Here is a 16201-nt window from a genome sequence, read left to right as displayed (position 1 = left end):
AAGGGCTGTGATACTCTCACAGCCTTTTTTTATCCAAACCTCTAATAAAAACCAGATTATGAAACCAAAAATTATAATATCCGCTTTACTTCTTCTACTTTCCTTATCGATTTTCGCTCAAGGCAAAAGAGCCACACTTATTGTTCACCATGCTGTAATTCATACACTAGATGAAAAAAATACGATTGTAGAAGCAATGGCTCTTGCCGATGGAAAAATCTTTAAAACCGGAAAAAACAGCGAGATTTTAAAACTAAAAAACAAAAACACAACTGTAATAGATGCCAAAGGAAAAGTAATTATTCCCGGAATATTCGATTCGCACATGCATATTATCCGCGGTGGAAGATTCTTTAATACCGAGTTGCGCTGGGATGGTGTTCGTTCTATTAAAAGAGCTTTGGCAATGCTAAAAGAACAAGCACAAAGAACCCCTAAAGGACAATGGGTTCGAGTTGTTGGGGGATGGAATGCCTATCAGTTTGAAGAAAAAAGATTACCAACTCTTGAAGAAATTAATCAAGCTACAGGGGATGTTCCGGCATTTATTCTTCATCTATACGGTCACGCTTATCTGAACAAAGCCGCAATAGCAGCCTTAAAAATAGATGCCAATACACCAAACCCAAATGCGGGATTGATTGAAAAAGATGCAAACGGAAATCCAACCGGATTATTAGTTGCAGAACCAAACGCTTTTATTTTATACTCTACGCTTGCTAAACTTCCGGAATTATCCGAAGATGAAAAATTCAATTCGACCAAACAATTTATGAGCGAAATGAACCGACTTGGCGTAACGGCAATTATGGATGCAGGAGGCGGATTTCAAAATTTTCCGCACGATTACGGCGTGACAAACGCTTTATGCAAAGACAGCGATTTAACCATTAGAATGCCTTATTATTTGTTTGCCCAAAAAGCAGGAACAGAACTAAACGATTATACCAAATGGATGCAGACTGTTGAAATTGGCGAAGGCTGTGACGATGATCATCATTCTGACAAAGTAGAATATCATGTTCAGGGTGCAGGAGAAAATCTGGTAATGAGCGCCGGAGATTTTGAAAACTTCGACAAACCAAGACCTGAATTAAGCCCGGCAATGGAAGGACAATTAAAAGAAGTTTTGTCTTTGTTAGTAAAAAACAGATGGCCCTTTAGAATTCATGCCACATATAACGAAAGCATCACCCGATTTTTAAATGTTATTGAAGAGATCAACAAAGAAACTCCCCTAAACGGACTTTTATGGTTCTTTGATCACGCAGAAACGGTTTCTCTAGAAAACTTAAAACGTATAAAAGCGCTGAACGGTGGATTGGCAATTCAGCACAGAATGGCCTATCAGGGAGAAAGTTTCATAAAAAGATATGGCAAAACAGCAGCTTCAAATACAGTTCCGCTAAAGAAAATATTAGAATTAGGAATTAAAGTAGGAATGGGAACTGACGGAACCCGTGTGGCAAGTTACAATCCCTGGGTTGGTTTATATTGGTTGACTACAGGAAAAACACTGGGTGGCTTAAAATATATGAATGACGAAAATATAGCAGACAGAACAACGGCTTTAAAATTATTTACTCACGGAAGTGCACAATTAATCAATATCGAAAAAGACAGAGGAATGCTCGCAGCAGATAAATTAGCCGATTTCGCCATTCTTTCTGATGATTATTTTAATACCTCTGAAGAGAAAATTTTAAACATCGAATCGAAACTTACAGTTGTAAACGGTAAAGTAGTTTATGCAGATGATGATTTTAGAACCTTTGCACAACCTACACCAAAAGCAATTCCGGATTGGAGTCCTGTAAACTATTTTGGTGGATATCAAAAAAACTAAATTATGAACACACTATTGCAATTATTGCTGCTTTTGGGATTCATTTCAGCTACAAATGCACAACAAAATCCTGTATTTCAAAAGTTGCGGTATGATGATGATGTTACGTATTTAAAAACAGATTCGGCCAAAAATGCGTACCAGAGAATCAAATATATTCCGCTTGGTAAAAATAGCAGTTACTTCGCCTCTATTGGCGGGGAAGCCAGATGGCAATACACCTACACAGTAAATGACAAATGGGGCGATGAATCTGACGAAGGGGACGGCTATTTACTTTCCCGTTATCTGCTTCATGCCGATATTCATTTAGGTGCTTTCAGAACATTTTTTGAATTGCAAAGCAGTCTGGCAAATAGCAAAATAGATCCGAGTCCTGTAGATGAAAATCAGCTCGATATTCATCAGGCATTTTTAGATATTGATTTTATCGATAATAAAAACGAGCAATTTACATTACGCTTGGGAAGACAGGAAATGATGTACGGTTCACAACGTTTGGTAGCTGTTCGCGAAGGCCCAAACAGCCGACTTGCTTTTGACGCAATCAAGTTGTTTTATAAAAATAAAAATTGGCAGACAGATGCCTTTTTCACTCATCCAATCGCGAATAAAACCGGAACCTTTAATGATCAATTCAATGAAAATGCCAAGTTCTGGGGAAACTATACTGTGATTCATAAAGTACCATTTATTGAGAATATCGATTTGTATTATTTAGGATTATGGAAAAGCCGCGCAGTTTTTGATGATGCTACGGGAGAAGAAACCAGACATTCTCTGGGAACCAGAATCTGGAAAACAAAAGGAAACTGGAAATATGATTTTGAAGCGCTTTACCAATTCGGAAAAATAAATGAGAAAACAATTTCCGCCTGGACTATTTCCTCTTTTGCCTGTTATACTTTTGAAAACATAAAATTCAGTCCCGAAATTGGCTTAAAAACAGAAATTATTTCAGGGGATAAAAATGCAGACGACAATCATTTACAAACCTTTAATCCCTTATATCCAAGAGGCGCTTATTTTGGATTAGTAGCCTTAATTGGCCCATCGAATTTAATTGATATTCATCCTTCAGTTAGTTTTAACCTAACTGAAAAATTTACTCTGGGAATCGATTATGACATATTTTGGAGACAGAATACAAGTGATGGTCTATACGCGCCAAATATGCAACTCTTATATTCAGGAAAAAGTACAATAGAACGTTATATAGGATCTCAATTGATTTCAAATCTAGATTATGATATGAATGACTTTCTTTCTTTTACACTTGAAACTGGTTGGTTTAATGCAGGTTCATTCTTAAAAGAGGTTGGTAGAGGAAAAGATTATTTTTATGGGGCTCTAACAGCGCAGTTTAAATTTTAATAATAAAATAAAAACACAAACAACTTAAAGAACCGCAGGTTCGATTTATTTTGTAGGATGGATTTTAATCCATTCTGGACGAAGATTATTTTTATGTGGATTTGACAATGAAATTTAAATTTTAAATTTGCATAAAACCAGATGTAAAAATGGAAAAGAAATATTCTGTTGTTTTTCATCCTTCAGAAGATGGAATTGAGGTAATCAAAAAACTAAAATTAGAATTATTCAATAGAATTGGATGGTACGGCAGCTGCAATTCTGTGGCGCATATTACAATTGGTGGATTTAAAGCAAATGAAAATCAACTTGCTAAATACAGACAAAAACTTTTTAAAATCGCTGACACTTTAACTCCTGTTCAAATTCATTTAGATCATTTTGACGCTTATGAGGAAAGTCGAGCTTTCTTTATATCCCCAAGTGAAAATTCTAAAGCAGACTTAAAACCTATGATGAAAAAAATTCAGGAAGCACTTCTGATTGCCAGTAAAGACAGAAGCGACGATCCTCATATTTCAATAGGACGAAATCTAGAGCCCGAAAACATCCAAATTGCCCGTGATTTATTCACTACAATTAGTATGGCGTTTTTATGTGATGCCATTATATTAAGAGAATTTGATCCCATTAAAAGGCAATATTTTATCTTAGAAACTTTCCCCTTTGGCAGTAATCCTCAGCCAGAATTAATTCAAGGGAGCCTTTTTTAAACGCAACGTTCGCAAAGATTTTACGCAAAGGGCACTAGTGATTTCTAGCAAAGAACTTGAAACTAAAAAAACTTTTTATTAATTTTCGTATATTTGAATTTTACAATTCTTCTTATGAAATCACTCGATTCATTTTATCAGGACATCACCGAAGGTTCTTCAATCGAACCAAGTTCATTACTACCCAACGACATTCAAAAAGAGATTGGGCATTTTAATGTATTTGACATTAAGGAGCTTTTAGAACGTATGCAGGGAAAATCAATAATGCCTTATGACCGAAGAGCGTATTATAAGATAAGTCTGATCAGAGGAAAAAACAGATCTGAGTATGCCGATAAAATAATCGAAATCGAAAAACAAGGCCTTTTGTTTGCTACCCCAAAAATCCCCTACAATTATGTGCCGCAGGACACCAACCAGTACGGGCAGTTTTGTGTTTTTACAAGTGAGTTTTTATCCAAAAATAAAAGTGGAATTGATCTGGACGAATTGCCTATTTTTTCTTCAGACGGTTATCCCATTTTTCAGCTTACAGATCAAGAAGTTGCAGAAGTTGAATTGATTTTCAACAAAATACAAAAAGAAATCAATTCAGATTATATCTACAAATACGATCTGATTCGTAATTATGTTGCTGAACTAATTCACTTTGGACAAAAATTACAGCCTATAACCGCTTTATATTCTAAACATAATTCGGCCGCAAGAGTTTCCTCTTTATTTGCCGAATTACTGGAAAGGCAATATCCTATTGAATCTCCAAACCAAAGATTAGAACTTAGAACCGCCAAAGATTTTGCAGAACGATTATCTGTTCACGTCAACCATCTCAATAAAGTTCTAAAAGAAAACACCGGAAAAACCACCACCGAGCTAATCACCACAAGATTAACAAATGAAGCCAAAATACTTTTAAAACAAACCGATTGGAACATCTCTGAAATTGCTTTTTCACTGGGTTTTGAAGAGTTGGCGCATTTTTCTAATTTCTTTAAAAAACAAACGACATTTACCCCACTGGCTTTTAGGAGTTAGATTTTAGCACTTTTTAAAAGTCGAAGACTTTTAAAAAGTTTAACGTAACGTTTTTGGAATTTGGAATTTTAAAAATTGGAACTTCACAACTCTGATTTGAATTTCGCAAACATCGATTTGATATTTACAATTCCCCATCCCTACTTGGCTCCTACCTTTGTCTTATCAATTTAAAAGATCGAAAAAGATGAAATTATCAAACAACAAAATTCTAATAACAGGTGGTGCAAGCGGTATCGGACTTGGGCTAACCCAAAGATTTATCCAGGAAAACAATACTGTAATTATTTGCAGCAGACGTGAATCTGTTTTAAGTGAAGTAAAAGCAAAATTCCCAACCGTAATCACAAAAGTATGCGATTTGTCAATCGAAGCTGAACGCCTAGCTTTATATCAATGGATTGCAGAGAATCATCCTGATTTAAATGTTTTAATTAATAACGCAGGAATTCAAAAATGGGTCTCGGTTACAGATGCTGGCTTTTATGAAAGCATGAAAACAGAACTTGCTACCAATATTGAGGCTCCTTTACATTTAACATCTCTTTTACTTGAGTTAAACTCACTAAATACAGTTATGAATGTAACATCCGGATTGGCTTTTTCTCCTTTTGCTAAAGTTCCTGTTTATTCGGCTACAAAAGCATTTTTTCGCTCCTTTACATTATCACTTCGTCATATTCTGAAAGCAAAAAATATTGAAGTAATCGAGATTATTCCACCAGCACTAAATACAGATTTGGGAGGTGTTGGTTTACACGACGCACATCCAAGCGTGAGTGATTTTATCGAATCTATTTTCGAACAATTAAAAGAAGGAAAAGACGAACTTACTTTTGGAACCAGTGCAACGAGAATAAATGCAAGTGTTGCGGAATTAAAAGCATCGTTTAATGCATTGCATTCGAATTAATTTCATTGAACATAATAATTTAAACACATAGAAACATAGTTTCCCGGAACTTAAAAAAGGCATTTGATTTGTTTTAATTCATATAGCTATGTGTTAGAAACTGGTTTCTTTTTTAAACTCTTATTGATCTTAAAAATTCTATGTTAGTATGTGTTTAATTTTTTACCCAAATTTTTAATTTTTAATTCAAAAAACAACTATAAAATGGCAGTAAATACAAAAATAGCTCTTGTTACAGGTGGTAGCAGAGGTTTAGGAAAAAATATGGCAATCGCAATTGCAAAAAAAGGAATTGATGTTATCCTTACATATAACAGTAAAAAAGACGAAGCTGATGCTGTTGTAAAAGAAATCGAAGCATTAGGACAAAAAGCAGCTTCATTACAATTAAACGTGGCTGATTCAGGTACTTTTGATGCTTTTTTCACCAACGTTTCAGAAGTTTTAAAAAGTATTTTTAAAACCGATAAATTCGATTTTCTTGTAAACAACGCCGGAATTGGAATTCATAATTCATTCATTGGAACGACAGAAGCTGAATTTGATCAACTGACCAATATTCAGTTTAAAGGACCTTTTTTCCTTACTCAAAAAGCGTTGAATAGCATCAATGATGGTGGCGGAATCGTGAATATTTCTACTGGTCTGGCTCGTTTTTCATTTCCGGGTTATGCTGCATATGCCGCTATGAAAGGGGCAATTGAAACCTTGACAAAATATCAGGCAAAAGAATTAGGATCAAGAAAAATCAGGGTAAATGTTGTGGCTCCAGGAGCTATTGAAACTGATTTTGGTGGTGGTATTGTTCGTGATAATGAGCAAATGAACCAACAAATAGCATCAGTTACCGCTTTAGGAAGAGTGGGTTTACCGGATGATATTGGTGGTGTTGTTGCCTTTTTATGTACCGAAGAAGCCCGTTGGGTAAACGCTCAGCGCATTGAGGTTTCCGGTGGAATGATGCTGTAATTAATTACAAATTTTGAATTAATTAAATTCTAAAACATACCTAACAGGTTTAAAAACTGTTAGGTTTGTTACAGAATAAAAAAACAAAACCCGAGAGATGTAAAGTCTCTCGGGTTTCCCATTTGAAATATATTGAAGTTAGTAAGTATTCTGGTTTAATCTTTTTGGACAATCACATCAAAACCTCCGTTTTTATCGAAAACAACATCATAAAATTTGGAGTCTTTTTCTATTCCTACTTCATAAGTGGTTTTCTTTTTATCGTCTACCACAACAGCAATTTCTTTGATTGATTTGGCTGGATAATTTTTCTTTAAATACGCCTGAGCTTTTACAGGAAGTTTGCCAAGGGGAATTTGAGATTCAAAAGCTTTTAAAACTCCTAAATTATCATAAACAGCTAGTACTTCTGTAGTGGCATTTGTTTTGAATTTTGCTTCGTAACGAATTTCATCGTCATCATCACCAACATACTTCAGGTTCCATACCGGGACTTTACCGGGATATTCTTTTTGAAAAGTATACAGTACTTTTTCTGGCGGAGTGACTACCTTATCTGGAGAAATACCATTTTGTGCTATTGAAAAACTACTATAGAAAAAGGTAATTATAAAGAAAAGGTTTTTCATCGTTACGGTTTAAATTAACAACCCTTAAAATAACGTATTAAAATTACTACTTTATTTTGAAGTAAATATAGAATTGAAAAAAAATGTTAAAAAAAAGAGTAACATTCCGCTAAATAAGCCGTCTTATATAAAACCAAAACCACAAAACAATGAAATTGAGTTTTAAGAATTTCCAGGGTTCACCACAACTTTATGCCCGTATAGCCGGACTATTATACTTGGTTATTATAATAATGGGATTCTGTGCTGAAACTTTTGTTAGAAATAAACTTTTTGTTTCCGGAGATGCCAATGCAACGGCAAATAATATTATACACTCTGAATTTCTTTGGAAAATTGGAATCACAGCCGATCTTATTATGCAAATTTGCGATTTGCCGGTAATGATCATTCTTTATTATCTTTTAAGACCTGTGAGCAAAAAACTCGCTCTGCTTAACCTGTCTTTCAATCTGATACAAACAGCAGTTTTGGTGGCCAATAAATTAAATCTTTTAGCAGCCTTATTCTTTTTGGGAGATGCTGAGTATTTAAAATCGTTTACCCCGGATCAGCTCCATACACTATCTTATCTTTCCATCAAGCTGCATGACTTTGGTTTTGGCATTGGATTGATCTTTTTTGGGTTTGTATGTCTTTTAGAAGGATATTTAATTTTTAGATCAGTATACTTTCCTAAAACAATTGGCGTTTTAATGACAGTTGCAGGAATCTGTTATTTATCAAATAGTTTTATCCTGATTCTTGCGCCTCAATTCTCTAGTATTGCATTATTAATGCCGTGTTTACTTGCTGAATTGTCATTGAGTTTATGGCTTATTTTTAAAGGCGTAAATCTATCGGTCTGGAAACAAAAAGTAGCATAATCATTTATAATAAAACCCGAATAGAAATAAAAAAGCCCACAAGAAAATCATTGCAGGCTTTCATTTTTGAAATAGTTGAATTAGTAAGCACTTATTTCGGGTTTTATTTTTTTAACCGGTCTGACAATTCTCTTTTATAGGTAATACCCACTGGTAATTTTTCGTTTTTAATGACAACAAAATCTTTATCTGTTGCTTCAATTTTATCCAGCGCTACAATGTATGATTTATGAATGCGAATGAAGTTTTTCTCGGGTAAACATTTCTCAAGTTCACTTGTAGTAATCGAGGCCAGATACGTTCTCTTTGTGGTATATAGTTTCACATAATTACCAAAACTCTGAGCAAATAAAAGCTGGTCTAATTCGATGTCCATAAAATAACCGTCTACCTTTACACTCACAGAATTTATAATTGCTTCTTCGGTTTTTGCCTTTGTGGTTTCGGTGGCAAAAAAACGATCAATCGCTTTTAGAAACCTGGGGAAATAAATAGGTTTTAAAAGGTAATCAATTACACCATAATCATAACTTTCCAGAGCAAATTCAGAATAGGCTGTGGTTAGAATCGTTTTGGGATGTGTTGGAAGAATTTTCAACAATTCCATACCCGAAATCTCAGGCATATTAATATCCAAAAACATCAGATCCACAGGATTCTCGCGAAGATAATCCATGGCTTCAATACCGTTATAGCCTTGAAAAACCAACTCCAATTGTGGATTTTGCTTGATGTAATTCGCCAGCACATAATGCGCTGCGGGTTCATCATCTACAATGATACATTTTTTGGATTCTCTCATTCTACAAACTTTTTCAATTGTACTTTAAAATCTACAATGTAGGTGTTCTTATCGTCCTGAATATCGAGTTTATAATTTTTTCCGTAAATCAAATTCAAACGTTCTATGGTATTTTTTAAACCAATTTTGGTAGAAACCACATCTGTTTTTTTGGTAGGAATTGAATTGACAACATGAAGATGCAATTGTCCTTCTTCGACAGTTATAAAAATTCTCACATAACATTTTTCAATCGCGCAGGTTCCATGTTTAAATGCATTTTCGATAAAAGCAATCAACAGCATCGGCGAAATCTTATAGGCATTTTCATTATCGATTTTAAAATCATAAGTGATCTCGCATCGATATCCAACACGTTCTTTCTCGAGCTGTACATAACTGTTTATAAACTCGAGTTCATCCTCAAGGGAAACACACTTTTTGCTATTACTTTCTAGCTGATAACGCATTAATTGCGATACTTTCATGATCAAATCCGGGGTTCTTTCTGGAAACTCAAGACTAATTCCGTAAAGTGTATTGAAGGTATTGAACAAAAAGTGAGGATTTAGCTGTCCTTTCAGGGAGTTCAATTGCATTTCGTTAAACAACAAGGTTTCGCTTGTTTTTTTTCTGTGAATTCTATAGAATTTAAAGACAATAATCGGGCTTAAAATACAAACCAAAGTTCCCAAGACACTGGCCAGTTGATAGGCGTAACTTCTTTGATGAGAGTTTTGATACAAATGACAATTGCTAAACATATTCAGCATAGTGACCTCGTATAAAACTACCGAGAAGACAAATACACCAAAAAGAGTCAGAATGATATAAGTTACAGGACGCTGGGTTTTGAATAAGATGGGCAAAAGAAAGAAGCGATTGAATTGGGCATGCATGTATAGAACCAAGTAGAAAAAAATCCCCATTAATATGGAAGTAAACGAACTAAATAACATCCAGTCATTTTTTAACGTATAAATCGTAAATGAAAAGGCAACAACGGCAATTTCCTGCCACCATTTGTTGTCCAATATGTTATCAAATTTTATATTCATTTTTAATACTTAAATAGTCTACAAAGTACGTACAAAAATTTAATTTATTTTTCCAAAAAATGACCAATTCAATTGGTCATTTATTATCGCAGTACATCATTTAAGATGACATATATCAGTTGAAGTCAAATAATTTTGTTCTATCAATTTCATACCACTAATTTTATGTACTTCAGAAAAATTACTTTATTAGTTTTCTTGATTTTTGCTTGTGGTAGTTATGCGCAAACCTTGTCTTTAAAACAAGCCATTAAAACAGGTTTAGAAAACTACGGTTCTATCAAAGCAAAAAGCAATTATACCAATGCTTCACGTGAGACACTCAAACAATCCAAGCGTGATTATCTGCCAAACCTTAATTTATCGGCACAACAGGATTACGGAACAATCAACGGGCAAAACGGTGCTTTGTACGGTTTTAATGGTTTAGGAACAGCTTCTTCCGGACCTGCCTTACCGGACCAAAACTGGAATTCAGCTTTTGGCGCTTTGTATCTGGTCAATATGAACTGGGATTTTTTCACCTTTGGGAAAATTAAGGAAAAAATCAATTTGGCTAAAATTGATCTTCAGGCCAAGGAAAAAGATTTGAAACAGGAAGAATTTCAACAGGAAATTAAAATTGCTGCTGCTTATTTGAATTTACTGGCAAGCCAGAGATTATTGATTTCGCAGCAAAAAAATTTAAGCCGCGCTGAAATTTTCAAGAAAACTGCCGTAGCCCGCGTTAAAAACGGATTACTGGCCGGAGTTGATTCTACATTGGCTACAGCCGAAGTTTCCAAAGCAAAGATCTCTTTGAATCTGGCTAAAAACTTCGTTAAGGAACAGAACAATAAATTAGTTGATTTGATGGGCGTTGCGCCTCAGGATTTTGCAACCGATACTTTATTTGTAAACGATATTCCAAAAGAGGTTTTGAGAGGAACTACAACTTCAGACAGTTTGCACCCTTTATTACAATTCTATAAAACGAAAATTGATTACAGCAATCAACAAGTAAAATTATACAAGCGTTTTTACTATCCCACAATGAGCGCCTTTGGGGTTTTGCAAACACGCGCCTCAGGATTTAATAGCGACTATATTACAGATCAGAATTCATTCAACAGAAATTACTGGGATGGGGTAAATCCGGACCGCACCAATTATTTAGTCGGAATTGGAATTAGCTGGAATCTTACCACTCCTTTTAGAGCAAGTAAACAAGTAAGCGCTCAAAAGTATGTTTCTCAAGGTCTACAGGAAGAATACAACCAGGCCGAGAGAGAACTCAAATCACAACTAAAACTAGCCGACGATAAAATACAGATAACGCTCGACAACTTTGCCGAAGCCCCTATTCAGGTAGATGCAGCCAAGAAAGCGTATTTGCAAAAATCGACTCTATACAAAAACGGACTTACCGATTTAACCGATATTACCCAAACGCTTTATACGTTAAACCGCGCTGAAATTGACAGAGATATTGTCAATAACAATGTCTGGCAATCGTTTTTGCTTAAAGTAGCTGCTAGTGGCAATTTTGACTTATTTATAAATGAATTTTAATTAGATCCTAATGAATTTAATACGTTTTGCACTCCGCAAACCCATCTCCATATTAGTATTGGTTGCGGGTCTATTTTTCTTCGGAATTGGTGCCATCCAGGACATTAAGGTAGATATCCTGCCAAAAATGAACTTGCCGGTTATCTATATTGCACATCCTTTTGGAGGTTACACGCCAGACCAGATGGAAGCTTATTTTGCTAAGACTTATGTCAACATTCTACCCTTTGCCAATGGTGTAAAATCTGTTGAAACCAAGAATATCCAAGGGTTAATGATTATGAAATTAACCTATTATGAAAACACGAATATGGCTCAGGCTGCGGCCGAACTGAGTTCACTTTCGAACAGAATCCAGGCGGCATTTCCTCCGGGAACCCAGCCGCCGTTTATCATTCGTTTTGATGCTTCATCATTGCCAATTGGTCAATTGGTTTTGAGCAGTAAGATTAGATCAAACAACGAATTGCAGGATTTGGCCAATGTGTATGTTCGCGCCTCCTTTACCTCGATTCCAGGTTTATTATCGCCTGCTCCCTTTGGCGGAAGCCCAAGAACTATCGAGGTCAACGTAGATCCGGATTTATTGCGTTCGCACAATATGACACCCGATCAGGTGGTGGAGGCCATTCGTATCAACAACCAGACCGCACCGTCCGGAAACGTAAGAATGGGCGATGTCAACTATATTACACCAACCAATAATACAATCAAAGAAGTTAAAGATTTTGAAAATATTCCACTCTTTAAAGGAAGCGTTCAAAACTTAAAATTAGGAGATGTTGCCACTGTAAAAGACGGCGCGGATATTACACAAGGTTATGCTCTGGTGAACGGAAAACGCTCGGTATATATCAGTATTGCAAAAGCCGGAGATGCTTCGACCTGGGATGTGGTGCAGAAATTAAAAGCCGAATTGCCTAAAATTCAAAGTACACTTCCCGAGGACGTAAAATTATCTTATGAATTTGACCAGTCGGTTTATGTAATTAACTCGGTGAAAAGTTTGATTACAGAAGGTATCATTGGAGCGGTTTTAACCGGACTAATGGTATTGCTTTTCCTTGGCGATAAACGTGCAGCTTTAATTGTAATTTTAACCATCCCGATTTCTATTATATCAGGGGTTCTATTCCTGAAATTATTCGGGCAAACCATCAACTTAATGTCTTTAAGTGGACTAGCACTGGCAATTGGTATTTTGGTGGATGAAAGTACGGTAACAATCGAAAATATTCACCAGCATCTCGATATGGGTAAACCCAAGGCACTGGCCATTTGGGATGCCTGTCAGGAAATTGCCTTGCCTAAATTATTGATCTTACTTTGTATTCTGGCAGTTTTTGCACCAGCATTTACCATGGTAGGAATTCCTGGAGCGTTGTTCTTGCCTTTGGCTTTAGCCATTGGATTCTCGATGGTAATTTCGTTTTTACTCTCTCAGACTTTTGTGCCTGTAATGGCCAACTGGCTCATGAAAGCACATCCAAAACACGAACATGGACCTAATATTTCAGATGATGAAGCAGAATTTAACCATTGCGGATTAACTCCGGAATCGGAAAAAGATCCCATCACGCAGAAAAAAGCAATGGTTGCAAAAGAAGATATCGACAATGACGGGAAAATTGGTGCTTTCGAGCGTTTCAGAATTCGTTTTATGAGAACCCTGGATCGATTATTCCCTTATAAAAAAGCAACAGCTATCATATATCTGGTTGGAATTACGCTTTTGGCGGTTGTCTTTATCAATTTCATTGGAAAAGATGTTTTCCCAAAAGTAAATTCAAGTCAGTTTCAATTAAGAATGCGCGCTCCTGATGGAACCCGTTTAGAGCGTACTGAAGAAAAAGCCATTATTGTTTTGAAAGAATTACAAAAAATGGTAGGCAAAGAACATATCGGAATCTCCTCTGTTTATGTAGGACAGCACCCTTCGTTATTCTCCATTAACCCGATTTACTTGTTCATGGCAGGTTCGCATGAAGCGGTATTTCAGGTAAGTTTAAAAGAATACCATACCGATATGGACAACTTTAAGGACGACTTTAGAGCCCGAATTAAAAAAGTGCTTCCCGATGTAAAACTTTCTTTTGAGCCAATCGAACTTACCGATAAAGTGTTGAGCCAGGGATCTCCTACTCCAATTGAAGTTCGTATTGCAGGAAAAGATAAAAAACGAAATGAATTATACGCTAATCAAATTGTAGAAAAACTAAAGAAAATTTCTTATTTCAGAGACGTACAAATTGGTCAGCCAATTCATTATCCAGCCATGAATATTGATATTGACAGAACCCGTGCTGCCGAATTGGGCGTAGATATGAATGATATTTCCAGATCGCTTGTGGCCTCGACCTCATCATCTAGATATACAGAGAAAAATACCTGGGTTGATGAAAGAGCCGGATTATCCTACAACGTTCAGGTTCAGGTTCCTTTGAATCAAATGAAGAGTAAAACTGATATTGGAGAAATTCCGGTATTAAAAAATTCGCTTCGTCCTGTTTTAAGTGATGTTGCAAAAATTACACCGGGATTTGTGAGTGGTGAAAATGACAATTTAGGGGCTATGCCATACATTACCGTTACAGCCAACATTAGCCAGACCGATTTAGGAACGGCAGTAAAAGATGTGGATGCAACCATCAGTTCGTTGGGTGAATTACCTAGGGGGTTATTCATCACTCCAATCGGAATGAGTAAAGTATTGGTCGAAACATTAAGCAGTTTACAAGTCGGATTATTGGTTGCCATATTTGTAATCTTCTTAATGTTAGCCGCTAATTTCCAGTCGTTCAAAGTTTCGTTAGTAATCTTAACAACAGTTCCTGCAGTAGTTTTAGGAGCATTATTAATGCTTACGATTACTGGCTCTACGCTAAACTTACAATCCTATATGGGTATCATTATGTCGGTTGGGGTTTCTATCGCGAATGCCGTTTTATTGGTTACCAATGCAGAACAGCTTCGAAAACGAAATGGAAATGCACTTGAATCGGCTCGTGAAGCTGCGGCTTTAAGGCTTCGTCCTATTATCATGACATCAGTTGCAATGATTGCCGGAATGTTGCCAATGGCAATTGGTCATGGCGAAGGTGGCGATCAGGTTTCTCCGTTAGGTAGAGCCGTAATTGGTGGATTATTATTCTCAACTTTTGCCGTATTGCTTATCCTGCCACTTATCTTTGCCTGGGCACAAGAAAAAACAACAACACAATCTGTTTCTTTAGATCCTGAAGACGAAGAAAGCATCCATTATATCTCATCATTAAATCCAAAAAATGAAAAATAAAATTATACAATCGAGCGCATTATTTTTTGTAGCCGTTTTTTTTCTAACGAGCTGTAATTCTAAGAAAGAAGAAACTGTTACTGCCGAAATTGAACCTAAAACAGAAACAATTTCTTTAGAGAAAGAAAAACTAACTACAGAGTTGCGTTTACCGGCTGAATTAACCGGTTTCCAGCAAGTAGATTTGTACGCTAAAGTAAGCAGTTTTGTAAAATTGCTAAAAGTAGATATTGGTACCAAAGTAAAAAAAGGACAGCTTTTGATCGTTCTTGAAGCACCGGAAATCAGTTCTCAACTCGCTGCAGCCGAATCAAGACTAAAATCGATGGAAGCTATTTATGCTACAAGCAAAAGTACTTACAATCGTTTGTACGAAACCAGCAAAGTCGAAGGAACAATTTCTAAAAATGACCTGGAAATGGCCAACGGAAAGAAAAACTCAGATTATGCACAATACCAGGCAGCAGTTGCAGCCCACAAAGAAGTGTCGATTATGAGAGGTTATCTTGAAATCCGTGCCCCTTTTGACGGAGTTGTAGCGGCAAGAAATGTGAATTTAGGAACCTTTGTTGGTCCGGCAGGAAAAGGATCTGATTTGCCTTTATTGACCATTCAGCAGCAGGATAAATTACGTTTAGCTGTTTCTGTTCCTGAATTGTATACAGGATACTTACACGAAGGTGACCAAATGAGTTTTAATGTAAAATCATTACCGGAAAATTTTAAAGCTAAAATTACAAGAATGTCCGGAGCTTTAGATTTGAAATTACGCTCTGAGCGTGTTGAAATGGATGTTATCAATACCAAAAAAGATCTTTTACCAGGAATGGTTGCCGAAGTACTTTTACCCCTTAACGCAAAAGACAGTACATTTGTAGTTCCAAAATCGGCATTGGTAAGTTCTGCCGAAGGTTTGTATGTGATCAAAGTGATCGACCATAAAGCAACAAGAGTCAATGTGAAAAAAGGAAGAGAAATCGACGATAAAATTGAAATCTTCGGCGATTTGAACCTGAAAGATAAACTGGTAAAAATTGCCAGTGAAGAAACTAAGGAAGGCGATATCATAAACGAATAACCTGCGTTTAGTCTTCATTTTTAGTGATTACCAATAACTGTACGCTTAATGCGGCATTTTAAAATCTAATTTTAGAATGTAGATTACAAT

At 36.0% G+C, this 16201-nt stretch carries 13 protein-coding genes; 10 read left to right on the top strand and 3 right to left on the bottom strand.

Annotation, left to right across the window (positions count from 1 at the left end; genetic code table 11):
• The first annotated feature begins 58 nt into the window (after positions 1-58).
• The 6 genes from GIY83_RS04465 (at position 59) to GIY83_RS04440 (ending at position 6853) form a co-directional block, all read left to right on the top strand.
• The gene (locus GIY83_RS04465) at positions 59-1846 is read left to right on the top strand and encodes an amidohydrolase (protein WP_208685080.1); all 1788 of its coding nucleotides are present in this window, start codon (positions 59-61) and stop codon (positions 1844-1846) included.
• Between the two features lie 3 nt (positions 1847-1849).
• The gene (locus tag GIY83_RS04460; RefSeq protein ID WP_208685078.1) at positions 1850-3220 is read left to right on the top strand and encodes an alginate export family protein; all 1371 of its coding nucleotides are present in this window, start codon (positions 1850-1852) and stop codon (positions 3218-3220) included.
• A 149-nt stretch (positions 3221-3369) separates the two neighbouring features.
• Positions 3370-3933, top strand: coding sequence for a 2'-5' RNA ligase family protein (locus GIY83_RS04455; RefSeq protein WP_208685075.1), 564 nt, complete (start codon positions 3370-3372; stop codon positions 3931-3933).
• Between the two features lie 114 nt (positions 3934-4047).
• On the top strand, positions 4048-4971 hold the full coding sequence (locus GIY83_RS04450) for an AraC family transcriptional regulator (protein WP_208685073.1): 924 nt from the start codon (positions 4048-4050) through the stop codon (positions 4969-4971).
• A gap of 187 nt (positions 4972-5158) precedes the next feature.
• Positions 5159-5884: an SDR family oxidoreductase gene (locus tag GIY83_RS04445; RefSeq protein WP_208685071.1), complete on the top strand. Its 726-nt coding sequence runs from the start codon at positions 5159-5161 to the stop codon at positions 5882-5884.
• Positions 5885-6088: 204 nt separating this feature from the next.
• Entirely contained in the window at positions 6089-6853 is a 765-nt protein-coding gene (locus tag GIY83_RS04440; protein ID WP_208685069.1) for an SDR family NAD(P)-dependent oxidoreductase, read from the top strand.
• A gap of 155 nt (positions 6854-7008) precedes the next feature.
• Here the strand turns inward: GIY83_RS04440 and GIY83_RS04435 are convergent, their stop codons facing one another.
• Complete coding sequence (locus GIY83_RS04435) at positions 7009-7482, bottom strand: hypothetical protein (protein ID WP_208685067.1); 474 nt, start codon at positions 7480-7482, stop codon at positions 7009-7011.
• A 149-nt stretch (positions 7483-7631) separates the two neighbouring features.
• On the opposite strand from GIY83_RS04435, the gene GIY83_RS04430 reads away from it, so the two are divergent.
• The gene (locus GIY83_RS04430; protein ID WP_208685065.1) at positions 7632-8348 is read left to right on the top strand and encodes a DUF4386 domain-containing protein; all 717 of its coding nucleotides are present in this window, start codon (positions 7632-7634) and stop codon (positions 8346-8348) included.
• Between the two features lie 103 nt (positions 8349-8451).
• Here GIY83_RS04430 and GIY83_RS04425 read toward each other — a convergent pair whose 3' ends face one another.
• Together GIY83_RS04425 and GIY83_RS04420 are read right to left on the bottom strand one after the other, a co-directional pair.
• Positions 8452-9150, bottom strand: coding sequence for a LytTR family DNA-binding domain-containing protein (locus GIY83_RS04425; RefSeq protein WP_194618340.1), 699 nt, complete (start codon positions 9148-9150; stop codon positions 8452-8454).
• Positions 9147-10187: a sensor histidine kinase gene (locus tag GIY83_RS04420; protein WP_208685058.1), complete on the bottom strand. Its 1041-nt coding sequence runs from the start codon at positions 10185-10187 to the stop codon at positions 9147-9149. Before GIY83_RS04420 ends, GIY83_RS04425 begins: the two co-directional genes overlap by 4 nt.
• Positions 10188-10352: 165 nt before the next feature.
• On the opposite strand from GIY83_RS04420, the gene GIY83_RS04415 reads away from it, so the two are divergent.
• From GIY83_RS04415 to GIY83_RS04405, 3 genes are read left to right on the top strand one after another with little or no spacing between them, the layout of a single operon-like run.
• Positions 10353-11738: a TolC family protein gene (locus GIY83_RS04415; RefSeq protein WP_208685056.1), complete on the top strand. Its 1386-nt coding sequence runs from the start codon at positions 10353-10355 to the stop codon at positions 11736-11738.
• A 10-nt stretch (positions 11739-11748) separates the two neighbouring features.
• Positions 11749-15033 carry an efflux RND transporter permease subunit gene (locus tag GIY83_RS04410; protein ID WP_208685054.1) on the top strand — a complete coding sequence of 1095 codons (3285 nt, stop codon included), beginning with the start codon at positions 11749-11751 and terminating at the stop codon, positions 15031-15033.
• A complete protein-coding gene (locus GIY83_RS04405) occupies positions 15023-16111 on the top strand; it encodes an efflux RND transporter periplasmic adaptor subunit (protein ID WP_208685052.1) in 1089 nt (362 codons plus the stop codon). The genes GIY83_RS04410 and GIY83_RS04405 overlap by 11 nt, the downstream gene beginning before the upstream one ends.
• The last annotated feature ends 90 nt before the right edge of the window (positions 16112-16201 follow it).

The sequence above is a fragment of the Flavobacterium sp. SLB02 genome, from assembly GCF_009664855.1.
Classification (GTDB): Bacteria; Bacteroidota; Bacteroidia; order Flavobacteriales; family Flavobacteriaceae; genus Flavobacterium.
This window is presented reverse-complemented; position numbering and strand designations above follow the sequence as displayed.

Bases quoted from the DNA above. Each gene is read 5' to 3' on its own strand.
- GIY83_RS04410 (WP_208685054.1), top strand. From the start codon at position 11,749: ATGAATTTAATACGTTTTGCACTCCGCAAACCCATCTCCATATTAGTA.
- GIY83_RS04460 (WP_208685078.1), top strand. From the start codon at position 1,850: ATGAACACACTATTGCAATTATTGCTGCTTTTGGGATTCATTTCAGCT.
- GIY83_RS04450 (WP_208685073.1), top strand. From the start codon at position 4,048: ATGAAATCACTCGATTCATTTTATCAGGACATCACCGAAGGTTCTTCA.
- GIY83_RS04415 (WP_208685056.1), top strand. From the start codon at position 10,353: ATGTACTTCAGAAAAATTACTTTATTAGTTTTCTTGATTTTTGCTTGT.
- GIY83_RS04455 (WP_208685075.1), top strand. From the start codon at position 3,370: ATGGAAAAGAAATATTCTGTTGTTTTTCATCCTTCAGAAGATGGAATT.
- GIY83_RS04435 (WP_208685067.1), bottom strand. From the start codon at position 7,482: ATGAAAAACCTTTTCTTTATAATTACCTTTTTCTATAGTAGTTTTTCA.
- GIY83_RS04445 (WP_208685071.1), top strand. From the start codon at position 5,159: ATGAAATTATCAAACAACAAAATTCTAATAACAGGTGGTGCAAGCGGT.
- GIY83_RS04405 (WP_208685052.1), top strand. From the start codon at position 15,023: ATGAAAAATAAAATTATACAATCGAGCGCATTATTTTTTGTAGCCGTT.
- GIY83_RS04440 (WP_208685069.1), top strand. From the start codon at position 6,089: ATGGCAGTAAATACAAAAATAGCTCTTGTTACAGGTGGTAGCAGAGGT.
- GIY83_RS04465 (WP_208685080.1), top strand. From the start codon at position 59: ATGAAACCAAAAATTATAATATCCGCTTTACTTCTTCTACTTTCCTTA.
- GIY83_RS04420 (WP_208685058.1), bottom strand. From the start codon at position 10,187: ATGAATATAAAATTTGATAACATATTGGACAACAAATGGTGGCAGGAA.
- GIY83_RS04430 (WP_208685065.1), top strand. From the start codon at position 7,632: ATGAAATTGAGTTTTAAGAATTTCCAGGGTTCACCACAACTTTATGCC.
- GIY83_RS04425 (WP_194618340.1), bottom strand. From the start codon at position 9,150: ATGAGAGAATCCAAAAAATGTATCATTGTAGATGATGAACCCGCAGCG.